We start from the raw sequence: 26,606 nt of genomic DNA on the forward strand, positions 1-26,606 counted from the left end.
TCACCCGACTAAAGGAGAATGCCCTTTATGAAGGGCTGGAAGACCTAGAGATTCCTGAAAGTGCAGCGGATGGGTATATTAAGGATGAAAAAATACAGATCCGCTATAAAGATGCACAAAAGAAGGATCAGCATGTTGTACTCAGACGGGTGGCCTTCTATGATCCGGATAAACATAAGGTGATCCAGTTCCTGACCAATATATTTGATATGGAGACCCAGCAGATTGGCCAGCTCTATAAAATGCGCTGGCAGATTGAATTGCTATTTAAGCAGCTGAAACAGAACTTTCCGCTCAAATATTTTCTGGGCGACAATGAAAATGCAATCAAGATTCAGATATGGTGCACCCTGATAGCCAATCTGCTGTTTACGATCATTAAAAAACAGCTTAAGCAGAAAATATCCTTTTCAAACCTGGTCAGCTTTGCCCGTCAGCACTTGTTTAATTATCATAAATTGACCGATCTAATCGAGAGAAAAGAAATAGAATGGCGCAGAAAAAACACCGATAAACCGGTACTGCAAGCATCTATTTTTGATGGGTAGGGGTTCCTTTTACAACAAAGAGCAAAAACTGCACCCTGACCTATCTAAAAGGCTTATTTTTAAATGAGTTTAATTTTTATCGGACAGCAGTGATATCGATATGAAATTACTCCATTCGTTTAAATTACTTAGAGAGTAATCAAAGTAGCATCAATTGCTTCACGTAGTGCCTTAGCTGCAGCAGCAGGATCTTCTGCACCATAGATTGCTGCACCCGCCACGACAACCTGAACACCAGACTTGATAACCGCCTTTATATTTTCAATATTTACACCACCAGCAATAGAAACAGGTACACCTGCTCTGGCTGCCTCGTCAATCAATACCTGAATAGAATAGCCTGCTGTCCATTGTTCATCAAGTCCAGCATGAAGTTCGACAAATTCAACACCTAACTCAATCACCTCTTGTGCCCTTTTTACTCTGTCTGGATAACCAATTGTATCCACAACAACGCCTTTCCCATGCGCCTTTGCTGCCTTAACAGCTCCAATGATTGTTGCATTTCCAGCCGCTCCCATTACGGTTACTAAATCAGCACCTGCCTTAAAAGCGATGTCCGCTTCCAATTCTCCCGCATCAGCAGTTTTAAGGTCAGCAAAAACCAATTTGTCCGGATGAGCATTTTTCATTGCCGTGATCACAGTTGATCCCATGTTTTTAATCAGTGGAGTCCCCAGTTCAATAATGTCTACATATGGTGCAACTTTTGCTGCCAAAGCCAATGCATCTTCCGTTGTTATTAAATCTATTGCTACTTGTAATTTTACCATCTTCTTATTTATTATATACTATTTATGTTTCTTAATTCTATTATTCCAAATTTGCATGCCGCTCCCAAAGTTCCTCTGCAGGCTTACCCTCAAGTTTCCAAAGAGAATGAAAAACAACATCCATAAGCAGCAATAAGAATTGCTCAAATAGGCTCCCTGCAAATTGTTTTGATTTATCCCCTCCAGTTTCCTGCTTTCCAGCGGCTGGAATAAAAACCGTATGATCAGCTAATTTAGCTAGGGGGGACAAAGGTGCAGTTGTCAAAGCAACTATCTTCACGCCCAATGCACTTGCTTTTTCCGCTGCCTTAACGATTAAAGAGGTTGTTCCAGAACCTGAAGCCGCAATAAGCAAGTCGTTCTTTCTTATTGCAGGTGTTGTCGTATCACCTACAACAAAAACACTGCGCCCCAAATGCATAAACCGCATTGCTGCCCCACGTAATGCAAGTCCAGACCTGCCTGTTGCGACTAAAAATATCCTTTCTGATTCCTGTATAGAATTGATCAATGGTATGATGCTCTCCGTGTTAATATTTTTGGCCAGCTGCAGGTTCTCATCCATTATTAAATCTAAATTCGATTGCAGCTCCAGAGAGATACGCTGAAAATTCATTTCATTAATTTCTGTTTCCTTTAATTCCATATACCTATTTTACGTCAGCAAAGGTATTATTGAAGATGGCTTGACGCTTTATACAATTAGCGCATATTATGGGACAATCAGGAAATATCATTGAATGAAAGTCATATTCTTCTGATGAAGCAGACGCTCGTTCCGAATAATCCACCTTAATTAGCTGAAAGTCCTGTCATCTGATTTTAAACCATTTATATTTGCACCATGAATTCAGAACCAACATTGGGCCTTGAAAAAGTGATGCTTTATATTCGGAATCTCAACAATTGCCCTCCAAGTTATTTGAACGATCCAGACAGAAAAGATTTCTTTGAGATCGTATGGCTTAAGAATGAGGATCCCTTGCATGGAATAATTGACCCGTCTTACCGAATCAAAGGGGACTGGATATACCTTATCCCTCCCTATCGTGTGCATCAACTAAACAAGGCGGGAAAGAATGGAGAGTTAATTTCATTTAAGAGATCAATGCTGGAAGAAGAGGACAAAGAATTTCTTTTGGATCTTTTCAGGATATTCAATGTACAGGGAGAATTCTCGTGTTTACGGCTTGATGAAGATGCGGCTAAAGAACTTGGAGACATTTACAAGATTATGGAGGCGGAATATACGAAGGATAACAACTTTTTGATGATGAAAGCGCTATTAAAGGTTCTCCTACTGAAACTAATTTCGGTAAAGGAACATGAATTTACTGATCATGATATTTATCAAAAAAGAGTTTATGGGTTCCTGATGCTATTGGAAAGCAACTTTCATTCAATAACCAACATTGATTTCTATGCTGGAAAATTGGGTATAAGCTCTAAACGACTAAATCAGATATTAAAGGAAAAGCTTGACAAAACTGGAACCCAGATCATACATGACAGGATAATTCTTGAAGCAAAACGCAAGATTATACATAGCGAGGTGACCATAAAAGAAATAGCATACGACCTTGGTTTTAGTGATCGCCCCTACTTTAGCAGGTTTTTCAAAAAACAGACAGGACAAACACCCGAAGAATTTCAAAAAGCAGCAAGAGCACACATTGAATCAAGTTTTAATACCCTTGTCTAGACACAAAGGGTTATGCTACAGATTCCTCTGCGCGTCGTTGATAGCTGCCTGCGAGATAGCTTAACTCCCAGCTATCCCATCGTCTGATCCAAATCTCCATAAGGCCAAACAATGAAACGCTGAAAGGATAAAATTTATATCAGGCCGAACATTCCTGTCCATCTCTAAAATCCCGATACAATAATTTCGTTATGTGCCAAACCAAAAATGGGTTACTCTTTTAATCCTGTTGGACCCGGCATCTGCGATATAGACGTTTCTATCCGCTCCTGATCCAACGCTTATTTCTAAGCTGCTTCCGATTCAAAACTAATACTCAGCTCAATGAATATTTCGATAAATCTTTCTGTTGAACAAATGTAAACAAGCTATTAAAAAGGTATGAATGTTAAGCCGAATCTTCTTAACTCTTCTCACATACGTCGGATTTTGCATTAATATGCTAAACTGATTCATCTATATTTAATCAAATTGTTGCTAAACTTAATGTGCAACTCTTTGTTCAAACGAAATATTGAATATAGAAAAATAGGCGAATCCGATCTGAGGTCTCTGTAGTAACATTTGGTTCATGAGCCGCAGGAGTGGTCAGGCTAATAAATGAAGCATTGGATCATTTAAACTAAAATTTCATTTATTGCATAGATCGAGAAGTGTCAAGAAGAGCTATTGGCCTAATAATATTTACGTCGTATCAGTTTTACAACTACTAAACTTAAAAAGCGAACACTCTGCATACATTCCAATAACATGCACTTTTTAATTCAATCGGCCGTACACTTGTGCCAAATTGTATTACCATGGGTTAATATAATATTACATCTGTCGGGTGATGTGCTATATGTTTGTACCAACGCTACTATAAACTGTTTTTCACCACAATGCTTACCTCCTTTTATAAACAAACCCTACCATGAAAAACTTCTTATTTTTTACAATCTTCCTCATTTCACTACTCAATTATTCCGTATCAACGGCACAGCAAAAAACGTTTACGGTATTATCGCCAGATAAAAAGATCAGGGTAACCATCAATGCAGGTGATAAATTGCAGTGGGACATAACGCTTTCCGGCGAGCAGGTAATTCGTCCATCGGTTGCATCCTTAAAATTAGATGGCAATTCTGTGTTAGGCGAAAAAGGAAAAGTTTCATCAAGTAAAATTGAAGATATAAACACCAGGTTTGAAGCGCATAATTATAAAAAGAAGTATATATCTGACCAGTACCAGCAACTAACCTTAAACTTCAGGGGCGGCTACAGCTTTATATTGCGGGCCTATAACGATGGTGTTGCTTACCGTTTCGTGGTGAACAGCAACAAGCCAGTTAAAGTGCTTGGCGAGGAAGTGAACTTCAATTTTGCCAAAGATTATGACACCTATGTACCTTACGTTAGAGACCTGCGCCTTCCTGGCGACCAATATATATCGTCATTTGAGGCATTGTATGATGAGCGGCCTTTGTCGGGGTTGTTAAAAGACTCCCTTGCGTTTTTGCCTATATTGGTTGATCTGGGCCATGGTGCAAAAGCCGCGGTAGTAGAAGCAGGGCTTGAAAATTATCCCGGTATGTACCTGGTAAAAAGCAGTAACAGCGATTATAGCCTTAAAGCAGCTTTTGCCAGATACCCGTTAAAAGAAAAACCGGGCGGTTACAATTTGTTGAATGCTGTGATTACCGAGCGGGCAGATTATATCGCCCAAACCAATGGTTACAACAATTTCCCCTGGCGTGCTGTAATCATTTCACCTGATGATAAGACACTACTGAATAATGATATGGTACAAAAGCTTGCGGCCCCGTCCCGCATAAAAGATGTATCGTGGATAAAACCTGGTAAGGTAGCGTGGGACTGGTGGAACGACTGGAATATATCGCATGTAAACTTCCGGGCGGGTATTAACACGCCAACCTACAAGCATTATATTGATTTTGCATCCGAAAACAAACTGGAGTATGTGATACTGGATGAAGGTTGGAGCAATGAGGTGGATCTGCAGAAGATCAGTCCTGACATTGCACTGCAAGAATTGATAGACTACGGAAAGCAAAAAAACGTAGGCATTATACTGTGGGCAGCATGGCGGGCGGTGTATGTTGATATGGAGGGCGCTTTTAAAAAGTATTCCCAAATGGGTGTTAAAGGTTTCAAGATTGACTTTATAGACCGCGACGATCAAAAAGCAACCACATCAACCTATCAGATAGCTAAGACTGCCTCCAAATACAAATTGCTGATTGACCTGCATGGCATGTACAAACCCGATGGTATACAGCGTACCTATCCAAACGTGTTGAATTTTGAGGGGGTAAAAGGCCTTGAAAATTCAAAGTGGACACCCAATGACGATGTACCGCATTATGATGTATCCATACCGTTCATCCGGATGCTTGCCGGGCCGCTTGATTACACACCTGGCGCAATGCGCAATGCCATTAAATCAAATTACCGTGCTGTTAACTCAAACCCGATGAGTCAGGGTACACGCAGCCACCAGGTAGCGATGTATGTGGTATTTGAAGCGCCTATTCAAATGCTGGCGGATAACCCTACCATATACAGAAAAGAGCAGGAGTCGACCACCTTCATCAGTAAGATCCCTACTGTTTTTGATGAAACTGTCGCATTAGATGGTAAGGTTGGTGAGTATGCTGTGATAGCCCGTAAAAAGGGTGATACCTGGTATGTTGGTGCCATGACCAATTGGGATGCCCGCGACATGGAAATTGATCTTTCATTTTTACCAAAAGGATCCTACAGTGCCGAAGTGTTCAGGGATGGCATAAATGCCGACAGGGACGCTACGGATTATGTAATGGAAACCATAAAGGCATCATCGGGAGACAAACTTAAAATACATCTTTCTAACGGTGGCGGCTGGGCGGCACGCATAGTTCCAGTAAAATAAAAGAGCGCTTTAAGTAAGACTATGATATTACTTTTCCCAAGGTTGTATTGATCGAGTAAGCTCCCCAATCCCTTCGTTTGAGATAAATGCTCGGACTTGATTGAATGGGCGATGTGGATTAGTTACAAAGTGAGGCTGACGAAGCCAAGTCTCATGATACCATCTGTCGAACGGAGGATATTCACCCCGCAGTAGCTCAACTTCAAGTTGTTCAAGCGATCTTTGTGCTTCGAAAACAGACTGCCACATTAGGGTTGGATTAGGTGCATTTAGCGCTTCATAAAGTTTAAGGGCAGCCTGCGAATGTCTGTAATCTATAAGCATGCCAATCCCCACGTCGACACCAAAGAACCTTTGCTGCTGGAGCGACATTTCTTTTTGAGCATTATTATAGTTGGAAAACGCTTTGTCCTGTTGTTCTATTCTGGTTTGAAGTATTTTCACAGTATCTCCGTTCAAAGCACTATATCCTTTGTTTCCTATTTTTTGATAAAGCTTTCCAAGTAACCTTTCAACAGAATTTGAGGAAAACCACAGCTTATCAGCTGTATTGATTATTGAGAAGTAGTTATCATACGATTGTTTAGCCAATTGGCTTGTAGCTGGGCTTTTGGAGCCAAAATACTCTTTGGCCCACCATGTCGTAAATCGTTCACCGGCATTAGGTTTAGAAAATATTTCAGGTGAAGTCCATGTAATATCAGCAAGCATTCGTAAACCCATAATGTAGTCGCGCATTTCAGATACATTTACCAACATATATTCTGTTGCTCCTGCCTTAACAACCTGATCAAACTGTTCAGCGATTCTTGAGGGGGTAATGGTATGAACTTCCTGCTTTGTAAATGGCCCCCACCAATAAGCAAGGTGATAGTATACGCCATGCTTCCAACGACCCAGATCTTTGGGAAGGGCGCTCATGATTCCGTCATTGTTATCGATCCATATGATATTTACGTTCGACGGCAGATCAAATGCCGCGGCATTCTTTCGATAGTAATCAAACATTTCACTATACATGGTAAAGGTAAAAATTGGCTTTTCACCCTGGGGGAGTGATTTTGTAACCAAATCAATCTGGGTACGAATTACATCACGAAATGTCTTTGCTTTTTCTTCATCAGTTATTCCTTCCGGAAATTGGAACGGCTCGTCAGACAGACCACGTATGCCCACTGGCCAAATCACATTTAGATCGCGGTTTTCGTTTATCCCGCCCTGCCAATATTTGATCAATCCTTCTCTATTGGTAAACCAATTCCATTCAGGCTTGACTCCTCGTTGAGCAGCAAGATTGAAATGTTTAAATCCGAAAGGATTTGAAACTAAAACATCGTAATGTTGCCCCGTGAAGAAGAGTCCCCAGTCGCTGGCAACTTTTTGAACTTCAAACCGGCGATGCGCACGAGTATAAGGAACGACCATGTTCATCCTTAAACGAAGTTCAGTTTCGAACCACTTTTTATACCAATCGAGGGGGATATCTCCGTCTAATGCAGGATGACCGTCACTATTGAAAGGCCTTTGCAAGATATCTTCATCATCGTGGAAGCAACCCCTATAGCGGAACGTTGGTGGATCGGCTTTGAAATTAGCTTGTTTGATAACTAAGGGATTATGATGTTCCGGACGATAACCGGTCCAGAGATAAAGAGGATCGACGCCCAAGCGCTCGGAAAGTGTATATGCAGCGTATGCTGTACCACGGAAATCAGATCCTACGAGCCAAACCACTTTTTTTGAAGTTAATATACGATAGCTCTCCCACTGGCCTTTTATTGAGTTCGGATTAACTTCAGAAGGAACTTTGCTCGTACCAACCGTAGCGAGCCTGATACTGACGACATTCTTTCCTGGCACTTCAACGATCTGAGGCTTAACACCCGATATTTTCTCAATATCACCAGCTAAAAATTTAGCAGCTTGTTTAACCGCACTATTTTCATTGTTTGCTACAACAATCTCACATACTTTTCCATTGCCTACCAGCATTACATCATTTGCTTTGGTTAAACCCTCTTGTACCCAAGTACCTCTAAGGGGAGCGTCCCAGGCAGAGCTTTTTGTTTGCGCTTTCGCTACTGGGGTGACATAAAATAAGGTAATCAAGCAGAAGAATCGTACTGTAAATTTAATTTTTGAGGTCATTATCTATAAAAGTGAGTTTTGATTTCTAGTAGGCAAGTTTATCTTTTGCAGTTCATAGCAAAAAATTATTGCTGGTTTTTTCAGTTTGAAGAAGTTATGGGCATTCTCTAAGTAATGCCAAAGTTGCCAATTATTACTTATAGGGTGTAATACATTTTATCTGAATGTTGTATGAAAGACCTGAGTCTCCTATCGAGGAGACTTAGGTCTTTTCTATTTTTTAATTGATTATTTAATTAGAATAACATCATCAAAGTACAAGGTTTCATTGCCTGCATCTGGTCCTTTAGTGTAGAATCCAAGCTTTTTGAGTACGCCACCTTTGGCAAACAAGCCAACATCTGAAATAGGAAGTTTAAAGTAAGTCCAGACGTTTGCAGGAACGCTTAATGGCGTAGATGTATCAGAGTTTCCATACCCAGCGGTTTTTTGATCTGCCGTAAGATAAAAGGTATAATCAATTGTTCCACCTTTGATCCAGAAGGACACAAACTTATAATCTGGTGAGAAAGCAGCACCCCCGCTCGCATTTGCATTTGCAAATCCATCAACGCTCCAGCTTCCTTTGTTAAAAGTAGCCATGAAAGAACTTGTGCCTGATTTAGCAACAAGACCAGAAACGGCTGCTGGCCCCCATGAACCATTCGTAAATCCATTCATGTAATTTTCAGTGAAGATTTGAAAAGTCCTATCAAGGTTAATAAACTCTTGTTTCGTGGTTGCACTTCCTGATGAGTTGGTCAAAATAAGGGTAGCTCGATTAATTGAGCTCGGAATGGTTATCACCAACACCTTTTTCGACTTGGAAATAATGGTGGCTGCTTCTGTTGACCCGGTAAGCGCTACCGATGTTACATCACCAAGATTATTTCCAACTAGGGTAATCTGTGTGCCTGCTACAAAATTATAGTTTGATACTGAAACCACGGAAGGTAATGCAAGCACCCTGAAAGGAACCTTCACTATGTTACCTGCTGAATTTGTAAAAACGATGTTTTGCTGGCCACCTGATGCAGTATCTGGTACACGGAACACGATGGCATCCTCATTATTAAAGACTGGATTGAATCTAACCGGTACGCTATCCTTTTCAAAAATAATGCTGGCGATGCTACCTAGACCTGAACCTTTGGCAATCAGCACACTGCCTCCTGTGGCAGAATCGGGTTCAATTCGGTTAACTAAAAGACTTCCTGGCTCAAAATCAGGAGATCCCGATAGGTCTTTTTTACAAGCTGTGATTGTTAGAGCCATTATCGCGAAATACCCTATCAATTTCAATGTTAAGAATTCAATTTTTTTCATTTTCTTTAAATATAAAGTTTTAGTAGTATGAAACTGCGGGCTGCGCTAACAACGGATTAACAGAAATTTCTGCTGCTGGAACAGGCAAATAGAGCTGGTTTGGCGACACGAACTGTGCTTTAACATCTGCATGTTGAATGGTACGTATGCCATTATTAGTGGAGTATTGACCTCTTTCCTGGTTACCTAGAATTTCTCTGGCTTTTTCAAAACCCTGACGGCTAACATCAAACCAGTAATCACCTTCAAAGTTAAACTCAATCATACGCTCATGAAGTATCAAATCAAGATTTAAAGAAGTTTTATCCTGACTTACAGGAAATCCTGCTCTATGTCTAACTTTATTAAAATACTGCAAGGCTTGTGCATCTGATGTCGATGCACTACTGCCAAGAGCTGCTTCTGCATAGATTAGTAAGATATCGGCGTACCTTAAAATATATGTACTCATATTATTGCTTTGACCGTTTATTTTTTCGCCATTGCTGCCAGGGCCAATAACGTATTTGGCGCTGTTCGATCTTGTCGGCGTAAAGCTTCTTAACACAGTGGCCGTAGTAGATAGTGTATCATACCTAAAGCCATTAGGAAAATTTGGGTTGGTCCAGTCAGCACGAAAAAAGCCGTGCTCCATTATCGATTTGCGTCTTTGGTCTCCAGGCTCAAATGAGGTAAGCAGGGTAATCGAAGGAACAACCGAAGAATAACCGCCAGCGCCTACGGGGTTTAAAATAGCACCCGGACCGATATTGGTTTGAAGGTGATTTCCCGAGGCAAAATCGCCGTTCTCCACCCACCTGAATTCAAATAATGACTCAATATTTCCGTTTGCCGTTGCAGTAGAGAACATTTTGTAATAGTCAGGATATAGATTAAATTTACCAGAATTGATTACTTCAAGTGCTTTAACCTTTGCATTTTCATAATCTTTCATGTACAAATATACTTTTGCTAACATTCCGGTGGCTGAATAGCTGGTTACACGACCACTTTCTGCAGCAGTACCAGGTAACGCCGCTTCAGCATCCTGAAGATCCTTGATAATGAATTTTAAGACATCACTTTGATTATAACGTGGTACATTGAAATCCGAGCTGGATGCTAATGCTACCGGGTCGGTAACAATAGGCACATCTTTAAATAAGCGGGTAAGATAAAAGTAAGCAACTGCTCTCATGAATTTCGCTTCAGCAATACCTTTATTTAAGTACGCTGGATCGCTTACGCTTGCTTTTTTTGTTTCAAAAGTCCTTATTAAGATGGTTGAAACACCAGCAGCTTTATAGAAAGCCTGCCATGCTTTCAGCACTTGGGGATCGGTTTGAGAGACGGTGAAGTTCATATATGGCGCATAATCACCCGTCCCTAAATTGACACCTGTTCCGCCCATAATATCACCAACACTTAGGAATGCCCGGTCCATATACGGACCCCATGCAGAACCATATAGTAATCCGGTTGCTCCGTTCACCTGCTCAGCAGTTGTATAATAGGTTTCTAGAGATGGGGCATTTTGATCTGGTCTGTCCAGATATTCTTTCTTGCAGGATGCAAACATGACAACCACAATCAGGAATAATAAGTTATAAGATTTCATTTAAATCAAATTAAGTTTCGTGGAATAGTTAAAATGTAATATTGGCACCAACTGTATAAGTACGAGGGTTAGGATAGTTACCATTATCAACATTTGTAAACAAGGCATTGTTATTGAATGATCCTAATTCCGGATCATATCCAGAATAATTGGTGAAAGTGTATAGGTTTTGTCCGGAAAGATAAATCCTTGCATTTGCCATCTTTATTTTTTTCACCCAATTCGTCGGCAGGTTATATCCTAAGGATACCGTTTGAATTCTCAAATAAGAACCATCTTCAACAAATTTGTCAGATAACCTTCTATTATTCTGATGCCATTGGTTGTATCTTGGAAGTGTGCCTGCTGTGTTAGTAGGTGACCATCTATTTAATACATCAGCAGACTGGTTATTATAAACATTATAGGTTCCAGCCGTTAGTAACCTGGTAAAGTTCAGTATGTCTGCCCCATAGCTTCCCTGCAGAAAAACGGACAGATCAAAGTTCTTATAAGTTATCTTGTTGGTGAAACCGAAAGTAAACTTAGGATTTGGGTTGCCAATAAAGGTCTGATCAAAAGAATCAATAATGCCGTCAGGAGCTCCGTTTGGTCCGCTAATGTCTTTATATTTAATATCACCGATCCAGGTTCCTTTCTGGGAAACCGCAAGTCCTTGAGTTGGGCTGCTGTTTATTTCGACCTCAGACTGGAAAATACCTTCAGTCACATAACCATAAAACTGGCCTACCGGCTGTCCTACAACTGACCTGGTCACTACCCGGTCAGCATTCAATGCATCTGTAGCACGGAAAAGCAACTCACTCGTTCCGGCGTTCAATTCATTAAGAATGTTTTTGTAATGTGAGAAGTTTAACTGTGTCTGCCATGTAAAGTCTTTTTTGGTAATATTGTAACTGGTTACCTGTATGTCAATACCGGTGTTAGTCATTTTACCAGCATTGGTAATTGGCGACCGAATATCGTTATAGTTTGTTCCAATGCCTGTATAATAAGGTAGTAAAGAAGGAAGCAACATATCAGTTGTTACTTTTTGGTAAACATCAACTGCAATTTCTAATTTCCTGTTTAATACGGTTGCATCAACACCTGCATTGTATGTTTTCACAGCCATCCATGCCAAGGCAGGGTTGGAAACATTTGACGGCCAGCTCCCAGATCCAAATGAACCATTTTGTTGTACCAGGCCTGAAGTGAATGCATTTGATCCTCCTCCGCCAGTTCCACCGACAGCGCCCGCGCCTAATCTGACTTTCAAATAATTCAAATATTTCGAATCTTTTGCAAAACTTTCATTAGTAACTGTCCAGCCTACTGAAGCTGCCGGAAAGTAACCAAATCTTTTTTCAGGGCCAAAAGTGGATGAACCATCACGTCTTACAGATAAATTTAATGAATATCGGTCATTATAAGAGTACCCAGCTCTTGCAAAGTAAGAGAACATGGAGCTGCTATATCTGCCCCCAACAGCGGTTTGTCCAGTCGCAGCACCTGCACCAATAGATGGAAAGTTTAAGTTTAAGTCAAATCTGCTTCCTTCAATTTGATTGGAATTTGATTCCCATGCTTCCTGACCTAATTGAGCGGTGACATTATGTTGTCCAAAAGTCTGTTTATAATTTGCATAGTTGGCTATATTCACGAATAATCCTAAACCCCTCCTTTCATTAATCTGACTTCTTGAAATGATGGGAGTTTGTCCGTTGCTAACCTGCGGTTGGAAGAAGGTATTCTCACTTACAGTATAATCACCACCAATTTGTGACCGGAAGGTGAAGTTCTTATTGAAAGTAATTTCTCCATATAAGTTTACAAGCGCTTTAGATTGAATAACACGAATATCCCTTAGAGATGCAAGGGCCAATGGGTTTTGGTCGCTACCGAAGTTATAGCCACCTACAATAACTGCTGGTGCAAATTGTCCGTTTGTATAAATCGGAGCAGCAGGACTGTTACCAACAGCAACACTGATAGGCGTTGCAGCACCATTTGTTAGGGATACCTGTTGGTTAGACCTGACCATGTTAGAGTTGATGCCAATTTTTAACCAGTCTTTAACTTGCTGATCGAGATTAACACGCACCGAATACCTTTTTAAGCCTGACCCAACAACTACACCTGTCTGATCGTAATAGTTTGCAGATGTAAAATATGTCGTTTTGTTCGAGCCACCAGAAAATGACAATTGGTGCTGTTGAGTAAAACCGTTTTGAAATAAGGCATCTTGCCAATCAGTACCTTTTCCTAAGATAGAAGGCTCTCTGTATTCACCGATTGGATAGTACTGATTACCATTTACAGCAGCAATTTCTGACAACACTTCGTTTTCATACTGAGCAAACTGACTCAAATCCATTATGTTGAGCTTTTTCTGGATTTGTGCAGTACCAAAATATACATCATAAGAAGCTTTTGATTCACCAACACGCCCCCTTTTGGTCGTGATGATTACTACGCCATTTGCAGCTCGTGAGCCATAGATTGCCTGAGCTGATGCATCTTTTAAGATGTCAACAGAAGCTATATCTGCAGGGTTAATTGTTGAAAGCGGACTTTGTGAAGTCTGTGCGGCACCTGCACCACCACTATTGTAATTAGTTGATGTGCTGAACGACAATGGCACTCCATCAACAACATAAAGCGGTTCGTTACCCTCACCACCACTTACAGAAGTCACCCCACGTACGCGTAAAGATACTCCGCCACCTGGCTGGCCTCCGTTGGTACTTATACTAACACCTGAAACTTTTCCCTGAAGGGCCTGGTCTACACCTGAAACCGGCACATTCCTGATATCCTTTTCTGAGACAGAAGATATAGATGAAGTTACATCAGCTTTTCTTACACTCCCATATCCAATTACTACAACGTCATTTAATTGGTTTGAAGAAGCTAGTAATCTAACATTAATTACAGTTTTTGTGCCTACAGGTACTTCTTGAGGTTTGGAGCCTACATAAGAAAATACAAGTACAGCACTTTGGGAAGGAACCGTGATGGAATAGCGGCCTTTAGTATTCGTACTAGTGGCGATCTTTGTTCCTTTTACCGCTACACCCGCCCCAGGCAATAACACTCCTGTTTCATCTTGTACTGTTCCGCTAACTACACTGCCTTGTGTCTGTGCATTGGGCTGTTTTTTTTGAGCTAGGCGCACTTCGCTAATCTTTAAAGAGAGATGGGGATCAGCAGATGCGTTTTGAAAGAAACACATCAGGCAAATCATTGATAAACAACAGGATGTTATCCTTGATGATCTTTTAATAAGTAAATTAATTTTCATATTTTTGATTTTTTTAAACAAAAAAGTTGCATCCACCTTATTCAGATGCTATTCTAAGATTCAATAATTCATGACTTAGCAGTGGCTTCAACACTGCTAAGTTTTTTAGATTTTTACGTTATAGTTTTCTATAATTCATTGATATTTGGGGTTTATAGTTAATTGATTAATTGTTGTAATCAGACTAGTTTGGAGGGATCTTCGGTTTAATACAAGTTGATACTTTCTAAAATCACGCCCGGGTCTATTAAATATATTCTTAAGTTAACCGACTCGGTTTTAGCGGCTACGTGATCCATCGATCTTTCAGCATATCCTCTTAAAACATTTCGCTGCCATTCAGCGCTGAATTCGTCGGACTGAATATCCATAACGTGCGGTTTTTCTCCATTGATCGATACCGCAAATCGGACATGCCTGCCGTTGTGAATGCGTTGTGTAGGTACCGCTTTGAATAATAGATGGTTAAACCCTTTCTCTAAATCTATATGATATTCAACCCAACATGCCTGGTCAATTTTATCTCCACTTATTTCAGGTAATGTGTATGGGAATAAGGCAATACCCGTTTGTTCACTTAAACCTGGAATTATATCAATTTTACCGCCATAGGCTTCCTTCTTATTTATAAAGTTGCCTGCAGCGATGACTTGTTTAGCCGCCAGTGGTAATGGAGGTTGAATGCCGATGTATATATCACTAATAATTGCACCCGAATCCCGCTGCGCTACGTACAACCTATTCGTCCCTTTATGCACGTTAAAGTCACCTATTTTATTCCATATCGGTCCGATTGCTAAGGCGTGCCATATATTGCCGATGGGTGTAACCACGCCGGTAACCAGGGAATCATTCATCTTTACTTGCCAAAAGCTGTTATCCTCTGGCTTAAAGGATTTGTTTTTAATAGGTGTTATTGATTTGAACCATAAAGCGACCCTACCATCTTTAGGGGAATTCCAATTAAATGTTGCAGATCCACCCGTCTGCGACGTTTGTCTTTTGTCTGCTGTATTTACAATGACGCCATTTTTCAAAACCATCGGGGCCACGTATTTTCCTTCGGATAGATTTATCGTTACCGGAGGAATGGCTTTTTTACCTTGCTCAATTTTTTGCAGGGTGGCGGTATCAAGATCGTAAACCGAGGAATTTAATTTTTTATAAGGTCGCCAGTTAAAAAAGCGCTCCCATTTACCCGAAGCTATTTCATGGTTATACTTATCAGTTATTTCATTGAGTTCGTCATATGCTCTTTTTGACTTTTGAACATCATCCATCGCCGCCATGTCGCCGTTTGACACTTTTATCAGACTTGTACGCGCGTAAAAAAAATACTCATTCATGAGGCCCGCACCAGTAACAGGATAAAGTATCAATTCATAATAAGCATCTTTCAACTGTGCGGGAATTTGCCTTTCTATCTTTATTGCTTTTGCCCGTATCGCCTGATATCGCTTTACTCTATCTAACATTACGTTTTCAGCATACTCATTCCAAACAATATGCTCTGGTTTTCCAGTGGCAGCCAGTTTATAATATTCGTTCATTAAAGAGGCGATCTCGACAGAATTAGCGTCACCAAAAGTCCGCGCATACCATTGTTTAATATATTGATTGGCATTTTTAGGCGTCCATTTATTGGCATTCCAGGCCATATCCATCGCAAACGATATTTCCTTTTCCGCAGGTTTTATGTCTCCCACATTAAAAACCCAAATTTCATTTGCTTTATATTGATAAGCTTTACCCAATTCATAGGCTATCAATTCGGGCGATATCGAACTTAGCCAAAGCCAGCTTTCAGGGTCGCCGTGATAGGCAAGATGGTAATAGACACCTGCGCCTCCACGTCGCTTCTGTTCGGCCGGATTTGATAATTGCCTGATAAAACCGTGATTATCATCAGCCCACATTAACGTAACATCATCAGGTAATTTTAAACCATTCTGGTATATGGGTAACACCTCTTTATATGCGCAAAGGACCTGAAGAACCTTCGTAAGATCTTTATTTACATGTTTCTTCAGGATATCGCGCTGATCGCCTATAGCAGCTTGTGTAAAATCCACTTGTTCGGAAAGCGTTTCGGCGCCTTCCATTGATGTATCGTGGATGCCTCTTAGTCCGATCGTGTAGGTATTTTCATACTTTGCATTAGCTTTTACTCTTTCTTCCCAATATTCATCCATTTCCTTCCTGTTAGTGCCAAAATTGTAGGGCCCGTAGGTACCTACGGCCTTCCATTCGGCCTCATTATTTCTGAGCATGATTTCGCAATGTGATGAGCCCATCACGATACCATAGTCATCCGCCAGTTTTGCGTTTTCAGGGAAAGAATTGAAAGCCGCAGTACCAGGGTGCATTGCCGGCCATAGATAGTTCGCTTTTAACCGTAATAATAACTCAAAGACTTTTTGATACATCTTTGGACCGATATTACCCGTTTGGGGATCGAACGTTTTCGCTGCCCAGATCGCTAAGCCGCCAAAGTCTTCGTCATTAATAAAAATCCCCCTGTATTTTACCGATGGCGACCCCTGTATAATGTTATTAGCTTTTACATAAAGCTGCTTGTGCTTAAATGGAGTAACATCAGCCCACCAATACCAGGGAGAAACACCTATTGCCTCGGATAGAGAAAAAACGCCAAAAGCGGTACCTCGGCGGTCACTCCCAGCTATAATCAGTGCTTTTTTTATACCGGGAAAAGGATTGATTACTGTCGTAATTAAGTACGACTCCCATTTATTCACTATTGTACTAACGTCGAGTTTGCGTTGTTCAATAAGTGTATTTATTGCTTTACATTTACCAATAGTGCCTATAATCACAACCTCGTCTTTCGCCTTATTTAAATTGTGATACACAAAAGGTTTGTGGCCTGTTACCCGTTCAATATCTTCGGAAAATAATTTTGCAGCAACATTAGCAACCGGAAAATCAGTTTGTTCGACATAGATGCCAGATGCATGATTTGAATGAACGAGGGGAAATGCTTCCTTATTACCATTTTCTGAAATCTTAATAGGTAATTGTGCTACAAGCAATAAAGGCATTAAAAAGCCGGTTAAAGAAAACAATAACGTTTTTGATTTATAGGTTGATTTCAGCATGTTATAAAAAGGTTTGTTCGGATGAATAACTGCCCCGAAGCTGGTTTATACTGGTATTTAATAGCAATTGTAGGGATTTTATGACACACCTGAAAACCAGTGAAATCCGGTAGAAGGCCGTCAATTTGATGCCAGTATCCTCATAGAATTATTTAAATAATTATTCGATATTATGTAAATATCTGTTTTAAAGATACTTACAATTTTTAAAATGATCGGTAACGATAATTAAAACTGTAACAAGGACTTTTATGGATACAACAAAACGATCCCTGTTTTGTCACAAACGGATACCAATAACGGGGCTGGTAAAGCAGTTAAGGATGCAAGATAATGGAGACGAATAAGCAACATTTGACCATTCTCATTTCTGATACGATTTGAAAAGCATTAGGACTTTGGAAATAGCCGTTGGACGAGAAAGATCAGTCTAACATATTGGGCTTATCCGCATCAATTTTTGGCAACTGCTTCAAAAATTGAGAAGGCGTCATGCCAAATTCCTCTTTAAAATACTGGGAGAATTTTTTAGGATTATTAAAACCGACCTTGTAAGCAATTTCGGAAACAGTCATCTGACTTTTGCTAAGAAATTGACTGCCCCGCTTTAATCTTACCTGCCTGATAAATTCTAATGGCGAGATTCCGGTGATGGCCATAACTTTACGGTAGATGGCCGCCCTATGCATAAATAATTCATTGCTCAGTGATTCTACCGAAAAAGCGGGATCAGCCATGTGCTTATCAATAATGGTTAGTACCTTTTGAATAAAAATTTGATCGCTGGGCGTAATTTCAATTTCTGCAGGGCTAATCGCTAGGGCTTTAAATCTTTTTGTTTTAACGGACTGGTTTTCTGCAATGAAATTGTTCAGGCGAGAGGCCAGCAATTCAAAGGTGAAAGGCTTTGTAAAATAGTCGCTCACTCCAAGTTTGTAACTTTCCAATTGCAGCTCTTCATCTCCTTGTGCTGTTAGCAAAATGATTGGTATCGGTGCTAAATTATCATTTGCTTTAATCCTTTTCGTAAGTTCTATTCCATCCATAAAAGGCATCATTACATCGCTTACTATCAAGTTGGGCCTGGTGTTTTCAAGCATTTCCCAGGCCTCCTGCCCGTTTGATGCTTCTATGATTCGGTAACTGCGCTGCAAATTATCTTTTAAATAAAATCGAAAATCAACATCGTCCTCAACAAGCATAATAAGCGGCTGGGATTGATCAGTTAATTGCGGCGCTGTTTTCAAAGCAGAAGGACGTTCCGTTTCCGTATTGATATTTTCGTTTACCGAAGTTTTAAGCAAATTAGCCCCCGCTGCTTTTTTTACTGGCAAGGTCACTTTAAAAGATGTACCCTTATCTGGTTCGCTTGTTACACTTATGTTCCCGTTGTGAAGTTGTACGAATTCTTTGGTTATTGCAAGCCCAATTCCGGTACCCGGATTGGTAATATTATCATGGATGTCGATTTGGAAAAAACGTGCAAATATTTTATCCAGCTTTTCAAATGGTATACCGATTCCGGAGTCTCTGACTATGATTTCAACCTCTTCGTTCTCATCATTTACACCTACGCTATCCATGCTGACTTCAATACTGCCTTTGTTGTGAGTGTATTTAAACGCATTTGACAACAAGTTGAACATTATCTTCTCAAACTTATCCCTATCGTAAAAGGTGACATACGAATCAACATTTGAATAGAATGACAACGATATATTTTTTATCTCCGACAGATCAGAAAATGAATAGCATATTTCCTTAACTGCTTTTACCATGTCGCCTTCAGTGGGCTGAAGCTTAAACTCCCCGAATTCCATTTTCCTAAAATCCAGCAACTGGTTAACCAGATTTAGCAACCGTTTTGCATTGCGTTGCACCAGCTGTATTTGTTTTTTTTGTTCAACTCCATGAGTAGTTCCTATAATTTGATCGAGCGGAGCCAGGATAAGACTTAAGGGGGTACGGAACTCATGACTTACGTTTGTAAAGAATTTTGTTTTAATGGCATCCATGGTCATCACTCTTTCGGCCTCTTTCTTTTGAAATTCAATTTCAAAACGCATCCTGGCCCGGCTGAGTAAGAGTTTTCGGGCAAAATAAATAGAGCCGGCAGTTAAAATAAGATAAAGGATAAATGCAACCGGAGTTTTCCAATAGGGACTTTTAATAGTAATACGAATTGATCTAATGTTATCGCCCCACAAACCTTCGTTATTCGTTGCTTTAACCCTGAAAACATAATCGCCCGGTTCAATATTCGAATACCTTGCCCTACGAGATTCGCTGTTTGCGTAAACCCAGTTTTCATCATATCCGTCAAGTTTGTAAGCGTATTGACTGGCTTGTAAAAAATTAAGTGCGGCAAACTCGATTGTAAATACGTTTTCATTATAATTTAATATAATCTGATCAGCAGACGTAAGCGCTTTTGTTAATGTAACATTATCATTGATGGATTGATTAACGTTTATCTCGTTACTAAAAATATCAATACTTGTAAAAACGAGAGATGGATTCTTATTATCAGGAACAACATTGTCGAGGTTGAGGATATTAAAGCCCATTGGACCGCCAATTGCTATCTTTCCGTCGCGCAGAAGCAAACTAGCGCGGTCATTAAAAACTCTTCCCTGAAGATTGTTGGATTCGTTAAAGTTTTTGACAAGGAAGGATATGTTTCCTTGGTCATTTTGAATAATAAGATTACTAATGCCTTTTGATGTTGCAATCAACAAATTACCATGCTTATCTTCAGTTATGCTTTGAATGTTATTTTCGGGCAGCCCGTTGTCGGTAGTGAATCGCCGGAAAGACTTGGTATCTTCGTTAAAAACATTTAAACCATACCGCGTTGCAACCCACATCAGGCCGCGTTTATCTTTGTAAATATCAACTACAGCGTTATTAATGAGACTGTTAGTACTTTCCGAGTGTTGATAGGAAGTCAAGCCCACTTTTTCTTTGTTAAATACCTCTACGCCCTTAGAGGTTGCGAGCCATAAATTGCCTCTACTATCCTTTCGGACAGCTGCTATATAAGTAGAAAAGATGTGCGGCACATCTTTACCCGCCGGGCTATAAGTGATAAACTTTTGACTTCCCGGGTAAAAATGGTTTAAACCACCTTTCATCGTACCAACCCAAAGTGTATGATCGCTATCTTCCATGATAGACCATACCCGGTCGTCGGATAGCGAGTTCGGATTTGACGGCTTATTTTTATAGTGTTTAAATGTTTTGCCGTCATAAACATCCATCCCTTTCAGATAGGTTCCGATCCATAGTTTTCCTTCGTAATCCAGGCAGAGAGACACTATGATATTGCCGGCAACGCTATTTTCATTTTTAATGTCATTTAAAAACTGGTTGAATTTTTTATGAACCCGGTCGAAATAAATAAGACCGCCGCCATTGGTACCGATCCACAAATTTCCTTTTTTGTCCTCCGTGAAACAGTTAATATCATTGTATTGCAAACCCTCTTTGTCGTCAGGCTGATGCTGATATAACTCAAATTGATGTATATTCTGATTTATATAGTTCAGACCTTTTTTTCCGGTTCCTATCCAGATAAACCCTCTGCCATCGTTGTATAATAGCTTTATCGAGTTAAAGCTTAAACTGCCTTTTTCAGTTGCATTGTTAACTACGTAGACTATCTTGTGATAGTCGGCTGTATCTACCACGTTTATGCCGCCATGATCGGTAGCTATCCATATGTTTCCTTTTTTATCTTGCGTTATTCCTTCAATTAAATTATCATTTAAGCGATATCTTTTGCTTGCCGACGAAAAATTGATGATTTTGTTCAAATCGCCACTGATAAGATATACACCACGCGTTTCTCCGCGCAAATATGACCAGATACTCCCATTGTCGTCAACAAAGATTTTGAAATTAAAAGATTTGCCATTGGCAACGTTACCTAAGACTTGCGACTTTTGTATGACCAATAAAGACTTTACCTCTATTTTTACCAGCCAGCCATTTGCATAAGCCAACCATATATTGCCTTTTTTGTCTTCGCTAAAACTGGTAATCGTGCTGTTAATTGCCTCTTCAGCCCCAAATGCCAACCTTCGGGTTTTTTTTGTTGATGAATTATGTATATAAAGCCCTTTGCCTTCGTAAAGGAACCAGTAATTATTTGTTCTATCCTGGTAAATATTTACAGGCTTTTCTTGTGGCAAGCCCAACGCCTTTAAGTATTTCCCAAAGTTAGGATCAAACTTTTCGGTTACCGGGTTATAAATACCCGCCGTATTACCGCTTTTGCTTACCCATATTTTATTGCCGGGGAAACCAAATATTTCGGCAACATAGTTATCAGTTGAAGATTCACGCTTATTGGAATTGATAGAGAAAATGCGACATCCATAACCATCGCAACGATTTAAGCCGTCGTCCGTGCCCACCCAGATAAAGCCGGTACTGTCGCGGTAGATGGCGTTTACATGGTCGTCTGACAACCCATTTTTAACGTCAATTTTAGAGAAATTATAAACACCGGTTTGTGCGGCCAACCTGTTGCAAAAAAGCATTAAAACAAGCAGGTATAAAAATATAGTTCGTCTGTTCATCTTAATTTTCGTGGTGCAAAACTGGTTACACGCGAAGATAATCAATTGTAAACAGTTAAGTATAACACGCAATATTTAACTTTATGGCTTCCATGAATTTGTAAGCCTTCCCAAAAATCGGACTGTTAAAAAGACGACAATTTGTAACTTTAAAATAGGAAGATGAAAAAGTAAACAATCAGCGGAGCACAGATCGTAGTAGCGATCAAAGAACATGAATCAGGCAAAACAGTAGCTGATTCGCAGCTTTCATCCTTTTTTAGACACAGGGAAACGAAATTAGTGGCGATCGCCTTACTATCTGCTGTTGCTACGGGGCATATAGACGCTTAGGCAGAAGCCAAATGCGCCTTAAATAAAACTTTCTCGCTTTTAATGAATTTATTAATATATGGAAACTAACGAAAAAGGTCAAAGGGCACAACATGGCACAGGTAAACATCCGGAGCCGTCTGAGGACGTGCAGGCGGATATTGAAACGGTAACTCCTGATACGGAAAATCCCGGACAAGAGGAAGTGAATAAACACAAAACTAAGGACAATGGTTATAGTGAGCCTGAGCAGAAGGAAGAGAAGGCGGATGTTGACGATGAACAACAGGAAAGTGATCAGGAAGAAGGTCAGGATGATGCTCAACCGGATAATACAGATGATACAAAGGGTGACGATGAGGGAGATGATATAGAGACGGTTAGTCCTTAATACGAGCAGAAATTTCATCTAACGGTAATGTTGACATCATAACAAATTTCAATTGATGAGATATATTTGATTGATTAACGCTGGTTATCGGAGGCCTGATCACAACACACTGTTCAACCTTTTCGTATACCCGACAGTTGTATACTGGGCATATCAGCCGAAAAAGTCGAAAGCATAATTGGGTCACCAACTATTTACAGAGACGACGTTTTTTATTTCTTAACTCACGGATTTCTTGTTAAGTTAGTATTACACTAATACACACTTAGATGAAACCTTTATTAACCTTAATTGCCGCGTACGCGATATGCAGTCGTATTGCCTATGCGCAGCCGGACGAATCGCGGGAATTCCTCTATCTCTATTCTGATTCGGTAATTTATGCAAACAGGATTGACCTGGAGAGGAATTATTCCGGGTCACTCTATTTATGGGCAGATTCCAGGCGCATTCATCCCGAACAGGTGAAGTTTTTTAACAACAACCGCGGGTTCTTTGCTAATGTGAAAGACTTTAATATTTCGGGCGAAACCACGTTTTCGGAACGCATCAGAAAGGGGAGAATAAACTTGTACGAGGCAAAAACGGTCGACTGGGACTCCTATGATGACATTAGAATTTATTCACGACAGCCCAGTGTTATTGCAAGCAGAAACTACTATAACAAAGATTATGGAGCCCTCAGGAAAGCCAATTACATCAATCTGAGTGAAGACCTGGCAGATAACCCGCAAAGCATGGCTTTTCTACATAAATACAGATCGGTGAAAAGGACTCAAATTGCCATGTATGTAACTGCAGGACTTTCATTAATCGCCGGCATTGTCGTGATGCAATCAGCTGGCAGTGACATTTCTCTTAACCCAAATGGTCCGGGCTTTTCATCTGACCATTCTACAGAATCTCGCCTTCTTTCGGGACTACTAATATCTAGCGCAGGCTTAGGTCTGGCTACGGGAGGGTATTTCATGGGTCCTTCACAAACGAAACACTTAAAACGGGCGATCGACGCTTACAACGATTAACAGGAAGACAAGCATGTTAACATCTTCTGCATGATACAAACAGCTAATCAAACACCTATAACCTGGCTTTGCTGCTGCAAATGCCAGGTTATAGGTTGACTCTTAAAAATCTTCTTGGGTCAATTAGGAGAGTTAATAGGCTGAAACGATCACTTAACGACTTGAACTGGTGCCGCTCCTTTAGGAAGATTGAATACCACTACAATTAAGTTCAGAAAATCATCATAAGCTTCGGGCGTTGTTAAGCGCATGGAGTTTATTCCGGGAGTAAGTATACGGGACACTTCTATGGGCATTATGTCCCAACGCCCTGCACGTGTTGCAGTTGAACCCGGAACAGAGTTTCCTTTAAATATTTTGCGCCCTAGTTCTACATTGTTTAAGTATAGGTAATCGTCAATAAAATGCTGACCGTCTGACACATGCATGGTAACATTTACTATTCCTGACGTGTATTTCACCCCTGATAAAAGCACATCCCAACCTGTCCGATCGTAATCATAACGAAGGCCAGGGCCAGAGAAACCTGTATTACCATTCCAGTCATTTCCATTGAATAGAACAATATCACGATTATTGTTACTATTTCCATCTTGATAAAATAGTATTAAGGAAGCCCCGTTAGCAATTAGCTGTCCGAAATTACTTACCGTAAAAACCCGCGAAGATGAAGATTTTACTACAGCTGTTACATCAGCGCGATAGGCCTGGGAGTTCACGCCAATGTATGGCGGATTACCTGTCCCGTCACTCATCCATGTTACACCAATATTCGTTCCGGTGACATTAAGCCCATTTAACTTCATTGTTATCCCGGTTTCTGCTTCTATGGGCGAATCGCCGTGCCAATAGAGATAAGCTTTAGTGACACTGTTTAAAGGAAAAGTTCCTATCACGTTGATCTGGCCAATATCATCATCTCTCAATCCTCCGGTTCCTACAGATAAATAATCGGTATTATAAACGGTAGTAAACCATTTTATTGGTTTTTGCGGTTCGTCACTAGAAAGACTAAGTGGCTTTGTTGCTGTCGATGTTGTTGCTGCAGATTCAGTATTGCTTAAATCGGTTGTTTCTTTTTTACATCCAAAGATTAAGATCCCTGACAAAATCAGCACGGTTAATTTTTTACTTGTTGTGTTGGTTTTCATTATAATGAGAGTTGGTTTTGTTAATTGATGATGATACCCTTTATTTACTGATGACTATGAAATCCTCCCCCTTAATGGCAGTAGGAAAGATTCTTTCAGGGTTCAAATGAAATGTAGTCTGAACCCTCAATTGGAGTGGAACCGTATTGCGGTAACAGCTTGCCAGTCAAAGTCACTTTAATGCATCTTGCATTGTAAGCCTGAAAGGTAGCAAGCACCTGCCGCCTGTTAAATGACATCACCAGGTCTTTTATACCATCTGCAGGAAGGTTGGAACACGTACCGCAACCTGAAACCGTACCTTTGTAAGGAGCTGAAATATCCCGTATGCTTGATTTTTCAATTGGTATTCCATTCAGTTTGATGCTGGTCAGATCTACTTCGTTTACATTGAAAGTCGATGTACCCAAGATGGCCGTCTCATCAAAGCCTGCAATAAAACCCTCTGTTAGATTAGGGCAGACAAGCGGTCTGTAATCAAATGGAACTTTAATTATCTTACCAGGTGCAGCGCCTTTAGGAAGATTAAACACCACGACAACAAGGCTCAGCCAATCATCGACGTCATCCGGCATCGTTAGATGCAAATAATCTGTTCCCCCAATGAAATATTCCGACACTTCCTTAGGTTTTATATCCCAACGCGCGCCACTGGTTGGAGTTCCTCCCGGAACTGTTATTCCGTCAAATACGTTATACCCGAATTTCTGGTTGTTTAAAAACATGCCACCGTCCTCAAGAAATTGACCGTCAGCCACATGCATGGTCACATTTATTTTTCCCCAGGTATATTTTACTCCCGATAAAACTACATCCCATCCTGTATGATCCAAGGGTGCATTTGGAAGTCCCGGAAAACCCGGCAGTTGTCGTCTATTCGAATCATTTCCATTGAACAGCACGATATCCCGGTTATTGTTACTATCTCCATCTGAATAAAACAGAATCAATGAAGCGCCGTCAGCAATCATCTGTCCGAAATTACTCACCGTAAAGATCCTGGAAGATGAAGATTTCACCAGGTTTGTTACCTCAGCGCGATAGGCCTGTGTGTTCACTTCATTACTAGGAATACCATTCGGCCCGTTATTAGTTCCTGTTATACCGATATTTGTTCCTGAGATTGAGCTCGTGTTGAGCTTTATTGTTTTACCAACTTCTGCTGCTATCCTAGAATTTCCATGCCAATACAGATAAGCCTTGGTGACACTGCTTAAGGAAAAAGTTCCTAGCACCTTGATTTGACCAATACCATCATCTCTCAATCCTCCGGTTCCAACCGATAAATAATCAGTGTTGTAAACGGTAGTGAAATAATTCATAAGTCCGGGCGCTGCATTGTCGACGAGGCTAAGCGACTTTGTTGTTGTTGCCAATTCTGAATCAGATTCGACATTGCCTTGGTCCGTATTTTTTTTACAGCCGAATATTAAAATTCCTGAAAGGAGCAGAATCGTTAACTGCTTAGTAGTTTTTTTGCTTTTCATAGGATTATGAGTTAGTTTTCATAATGAGTATTAAACCTGGTTCTTATTTAATTAGATGTAATCTTATTGCTTAACTAGTTTACATGATTGTGCTGTAACATTGTTAATACATACAAGACACCTAACTCATTATCAGGGGTTAAAAGAAATTAAAATAAATTTATGGGCTTATTAAGTGCGTATTTACGTTAGTTTACAGCTAAATATTCCTCAAAACAGTTAACTGTATCATTAGGTATTATAGATAAAATATTATTGTTGTCCGGTAAAACCG

The 26,606-nt window shown here is 40.2% G+C and carries 15 protein-coding genes; 5 read left to right on the forward strand and 10 right to left on the reverse strand.

What is annotated here, in order from left to right; genetic code table 11:
- On the forward strand, window positions 1-548 hold a 548-nt coding region (locus BFL47_RS18205), incomplete at its 5' end, for a transposase (RefSeq protein WP_139125871.1).
- A 128-nt stretch (window positions 549-676) separates the two neighbouring features.
- Here the strand turns inward: BFL47_RS18205 and hxlA are convergent.
- Complete coding sequence (hxlA, locus tag BFL47_RS18210) at window positions 677-1,321, reverse strand: 3-hexulose-6-phosphate synthase (protein ID WP_069661229.1); 645 nt, start codon at window positions 1,319-1,321, stop codon at window positions 677-679.
- 40 nt (window positions 1,322-1,361) lie between these two features.
- The gene (hxlB, locus tag BFL47_RS18215) at window positions 1,362-1,967 is read right to left on the reverse strand and encodes a 6-phospho-3-hexuloisomerase (protein WP_131678970.1); all 606 of its coding nucleotides are present in this window, start codon (window positions 1,965-1,967) and stop codon (window positions 1,362-1,364) included.
- A gap of 198 nt (window positions 1,968-2,165) precedes the next feature.
- On the opposite strand from hxlB, the gene BFL47_RS18220 reads away from it, so the two are divergent.
- Both BFL47_RS18220 and BFL47_RS18225 read left to right on the forward strand, forming a co-directional pair.
- Entirely contained in the window at window positions 2,166-3,023 is an 858-nt protein-coding gene (locus BFL47_RS18220; protein ID WP_069661230.1) for a helix-turn-helix domain-containing protein, read from the forward strand.
- Between the two features lie 913 nt (window positions 3,024-3,936).
- Entirely contained in the window at window positions 3,937-5,934 is a 1,998-nt protein-coding gene (locus BFL47_RS18225; protein WP_069661231.1) for a glycoside hydrolase family 97 protein, read from the forward strand.
- Window positions 5,935-5,961: 27 nt separating this feature from the next.
- Here BFL47_RS18225 and BFL47_RS18230 read toward each other — a convergent pair whose 3' ends face one another.
- The 6 genes from BFL47_RS18230 to BFL47_RS18255 form a co-directional block, all read right to left on the reverse strand.
- A complete protein-coding gene (locus BFL47_RS18230; protein WP_069661232.1) occupies window positions 5,962-8,082 on the reverse strand; it encodes a glycosyl hydrolase 115 family protein in 2,121 nt (706 codons plus the stop codon).
- Between the two features lie 228 nt (window positions 8,083-8,310).
- Window positions 8,311-9,387, reverse strand: coding sequence for a cell shape determination protein CcmA (locus BFL47_RS18235; protein WP_069661233.1), 1,077 nt, complete (start codon window positions 9,385-9,387; stop codon window positions 8,311-8,313).
- A 19-nt stretch (window positions 9,388-9,406) separates the two neighbouring features.
- Entirely contained in the window at window positions 9,407-10,984 is a 1,578-nt protein-coding gene (locus tag BFL47_RS18240) for a RagB/SusD family nutrient uptake outer membrane protein (RefSeq protein ID WP_069661234.1), read from the reverse strand.
- A 28-nt stretch (window positions 10,985-11,012) separates the two neighbouring features.
- The gene (locus BFL47_RS18245) at window positions 11,013-14,198 is read right to left on the reverse strand and encodes a SusC/RagA family TonB-linked outer membrane protein (RefSeq protein ID WP_083257276.1); all 3,186 of its coding nucleotides are present in this window, start codon (window positions 14,196-14,198) and stop codon (window positions 11,013-11,015) included.
- Window positions 14,199-14,473: 275 nt separating this feature from the next.
- Window positions 14,474-17,383, reverse strand: coding sequence for a glycosyl hydrolase 115 family protein (locus tag BFL47_RS18250; protein ID WP_069661235.1), 2,910 nt, complete (start codon window positions 17,381-17,383; stop codon window positions 14,474-14,476).
- 425 nt (window positions 17,384-17,808) lie between these two features.
- Window positions 17,809-21,966: a hybrid sensor histidine kinase/response regulator transcription factor gene (locus BFL47_RS18255; RefSeq protein WP_083257277.1), complete on the reverse strand. Its 4,158-nt coding sequence runs from the start codon at window positions 21,964-21,966 to the stop codon at window positions 17,809-17,811.
- A gap of 391 nt (window positions 21,967-22,357) precedes the next feature.
- Here BFL47_RS18255 and BFL47_RS18260 point away from each other — a divergent pair, with 391 nt between their 5' ends.
- Together BFL47_RS18260 and BFL47_RS18265 are read left to right on the forward strand one after the other, a co-directional pair.
- Entirely contained in the window at window positions 22,358-22,669 is a 312-nt protein-coding gene (locus tag BFL47_RS18260) for a hypothetical protein (RefSeq protein ID WP_069661236.1), read from the forward strand.
- 269 nt (window positions 22,670-22,938) lie between these two features.
- Window positions 22,939-23,694, forward strand: a complete 756-nt coding sequence (locus BFL47_RS18265) for a hypothetical protein (protein ID WP_069661237.1) — start codon at window positions 22,939-22,941, stop codon at window positions 23,692-23,694.
- 149 nt (window positions 23,695-23,843) lie between these two features.
- On the opposite strand, the gene BFL47_RS18270 is transcribed toward BFL47_RS18265, so the two are convergent.
- Both BFL47_RS18270 and BFL47_RS18275 read right to left on the reverse strand, forming a co-directional pair.
- Window positions 23,844-24,845 (reverse strand): hypothetical protein, encoded by a 1,002-nt coding sequence (locus tag BFL47_RS18270; RefSeq protein ID WP_069661238.1) that lies wholly within the window; start codon window positions 24,843-24,845, stop codon window positions 23,844-23,846.
- Between the two features lie 95 nt (window positions 24,846-24,940).
- Window positions 24,941-26,332: a hypothetical protein gene (locus tag BFL47_RS18275; RefSeq protein WP_069661239.1), complete on the reverse strand. Its 1,392-nt coding sequence runs from the start codon at window positions 26,330-26,332 to the stop codon at window positions 24,941-24,943.
- Between the last annotated feature and the right edge of the window lie 274 nt (window positions 26,333-26,606).

The sequence above is a fragment of the Arcticibacter eurypsychrophilus genome, assembly GCF_001730525.1.
Classification (GTDB): Bacteria; Bacteroidota; Bacteroidia; order Sphingobacteriales; family Sphingobacteriaceae; genus Arcticibacter; species Arcticibacter eurypsychrophilus.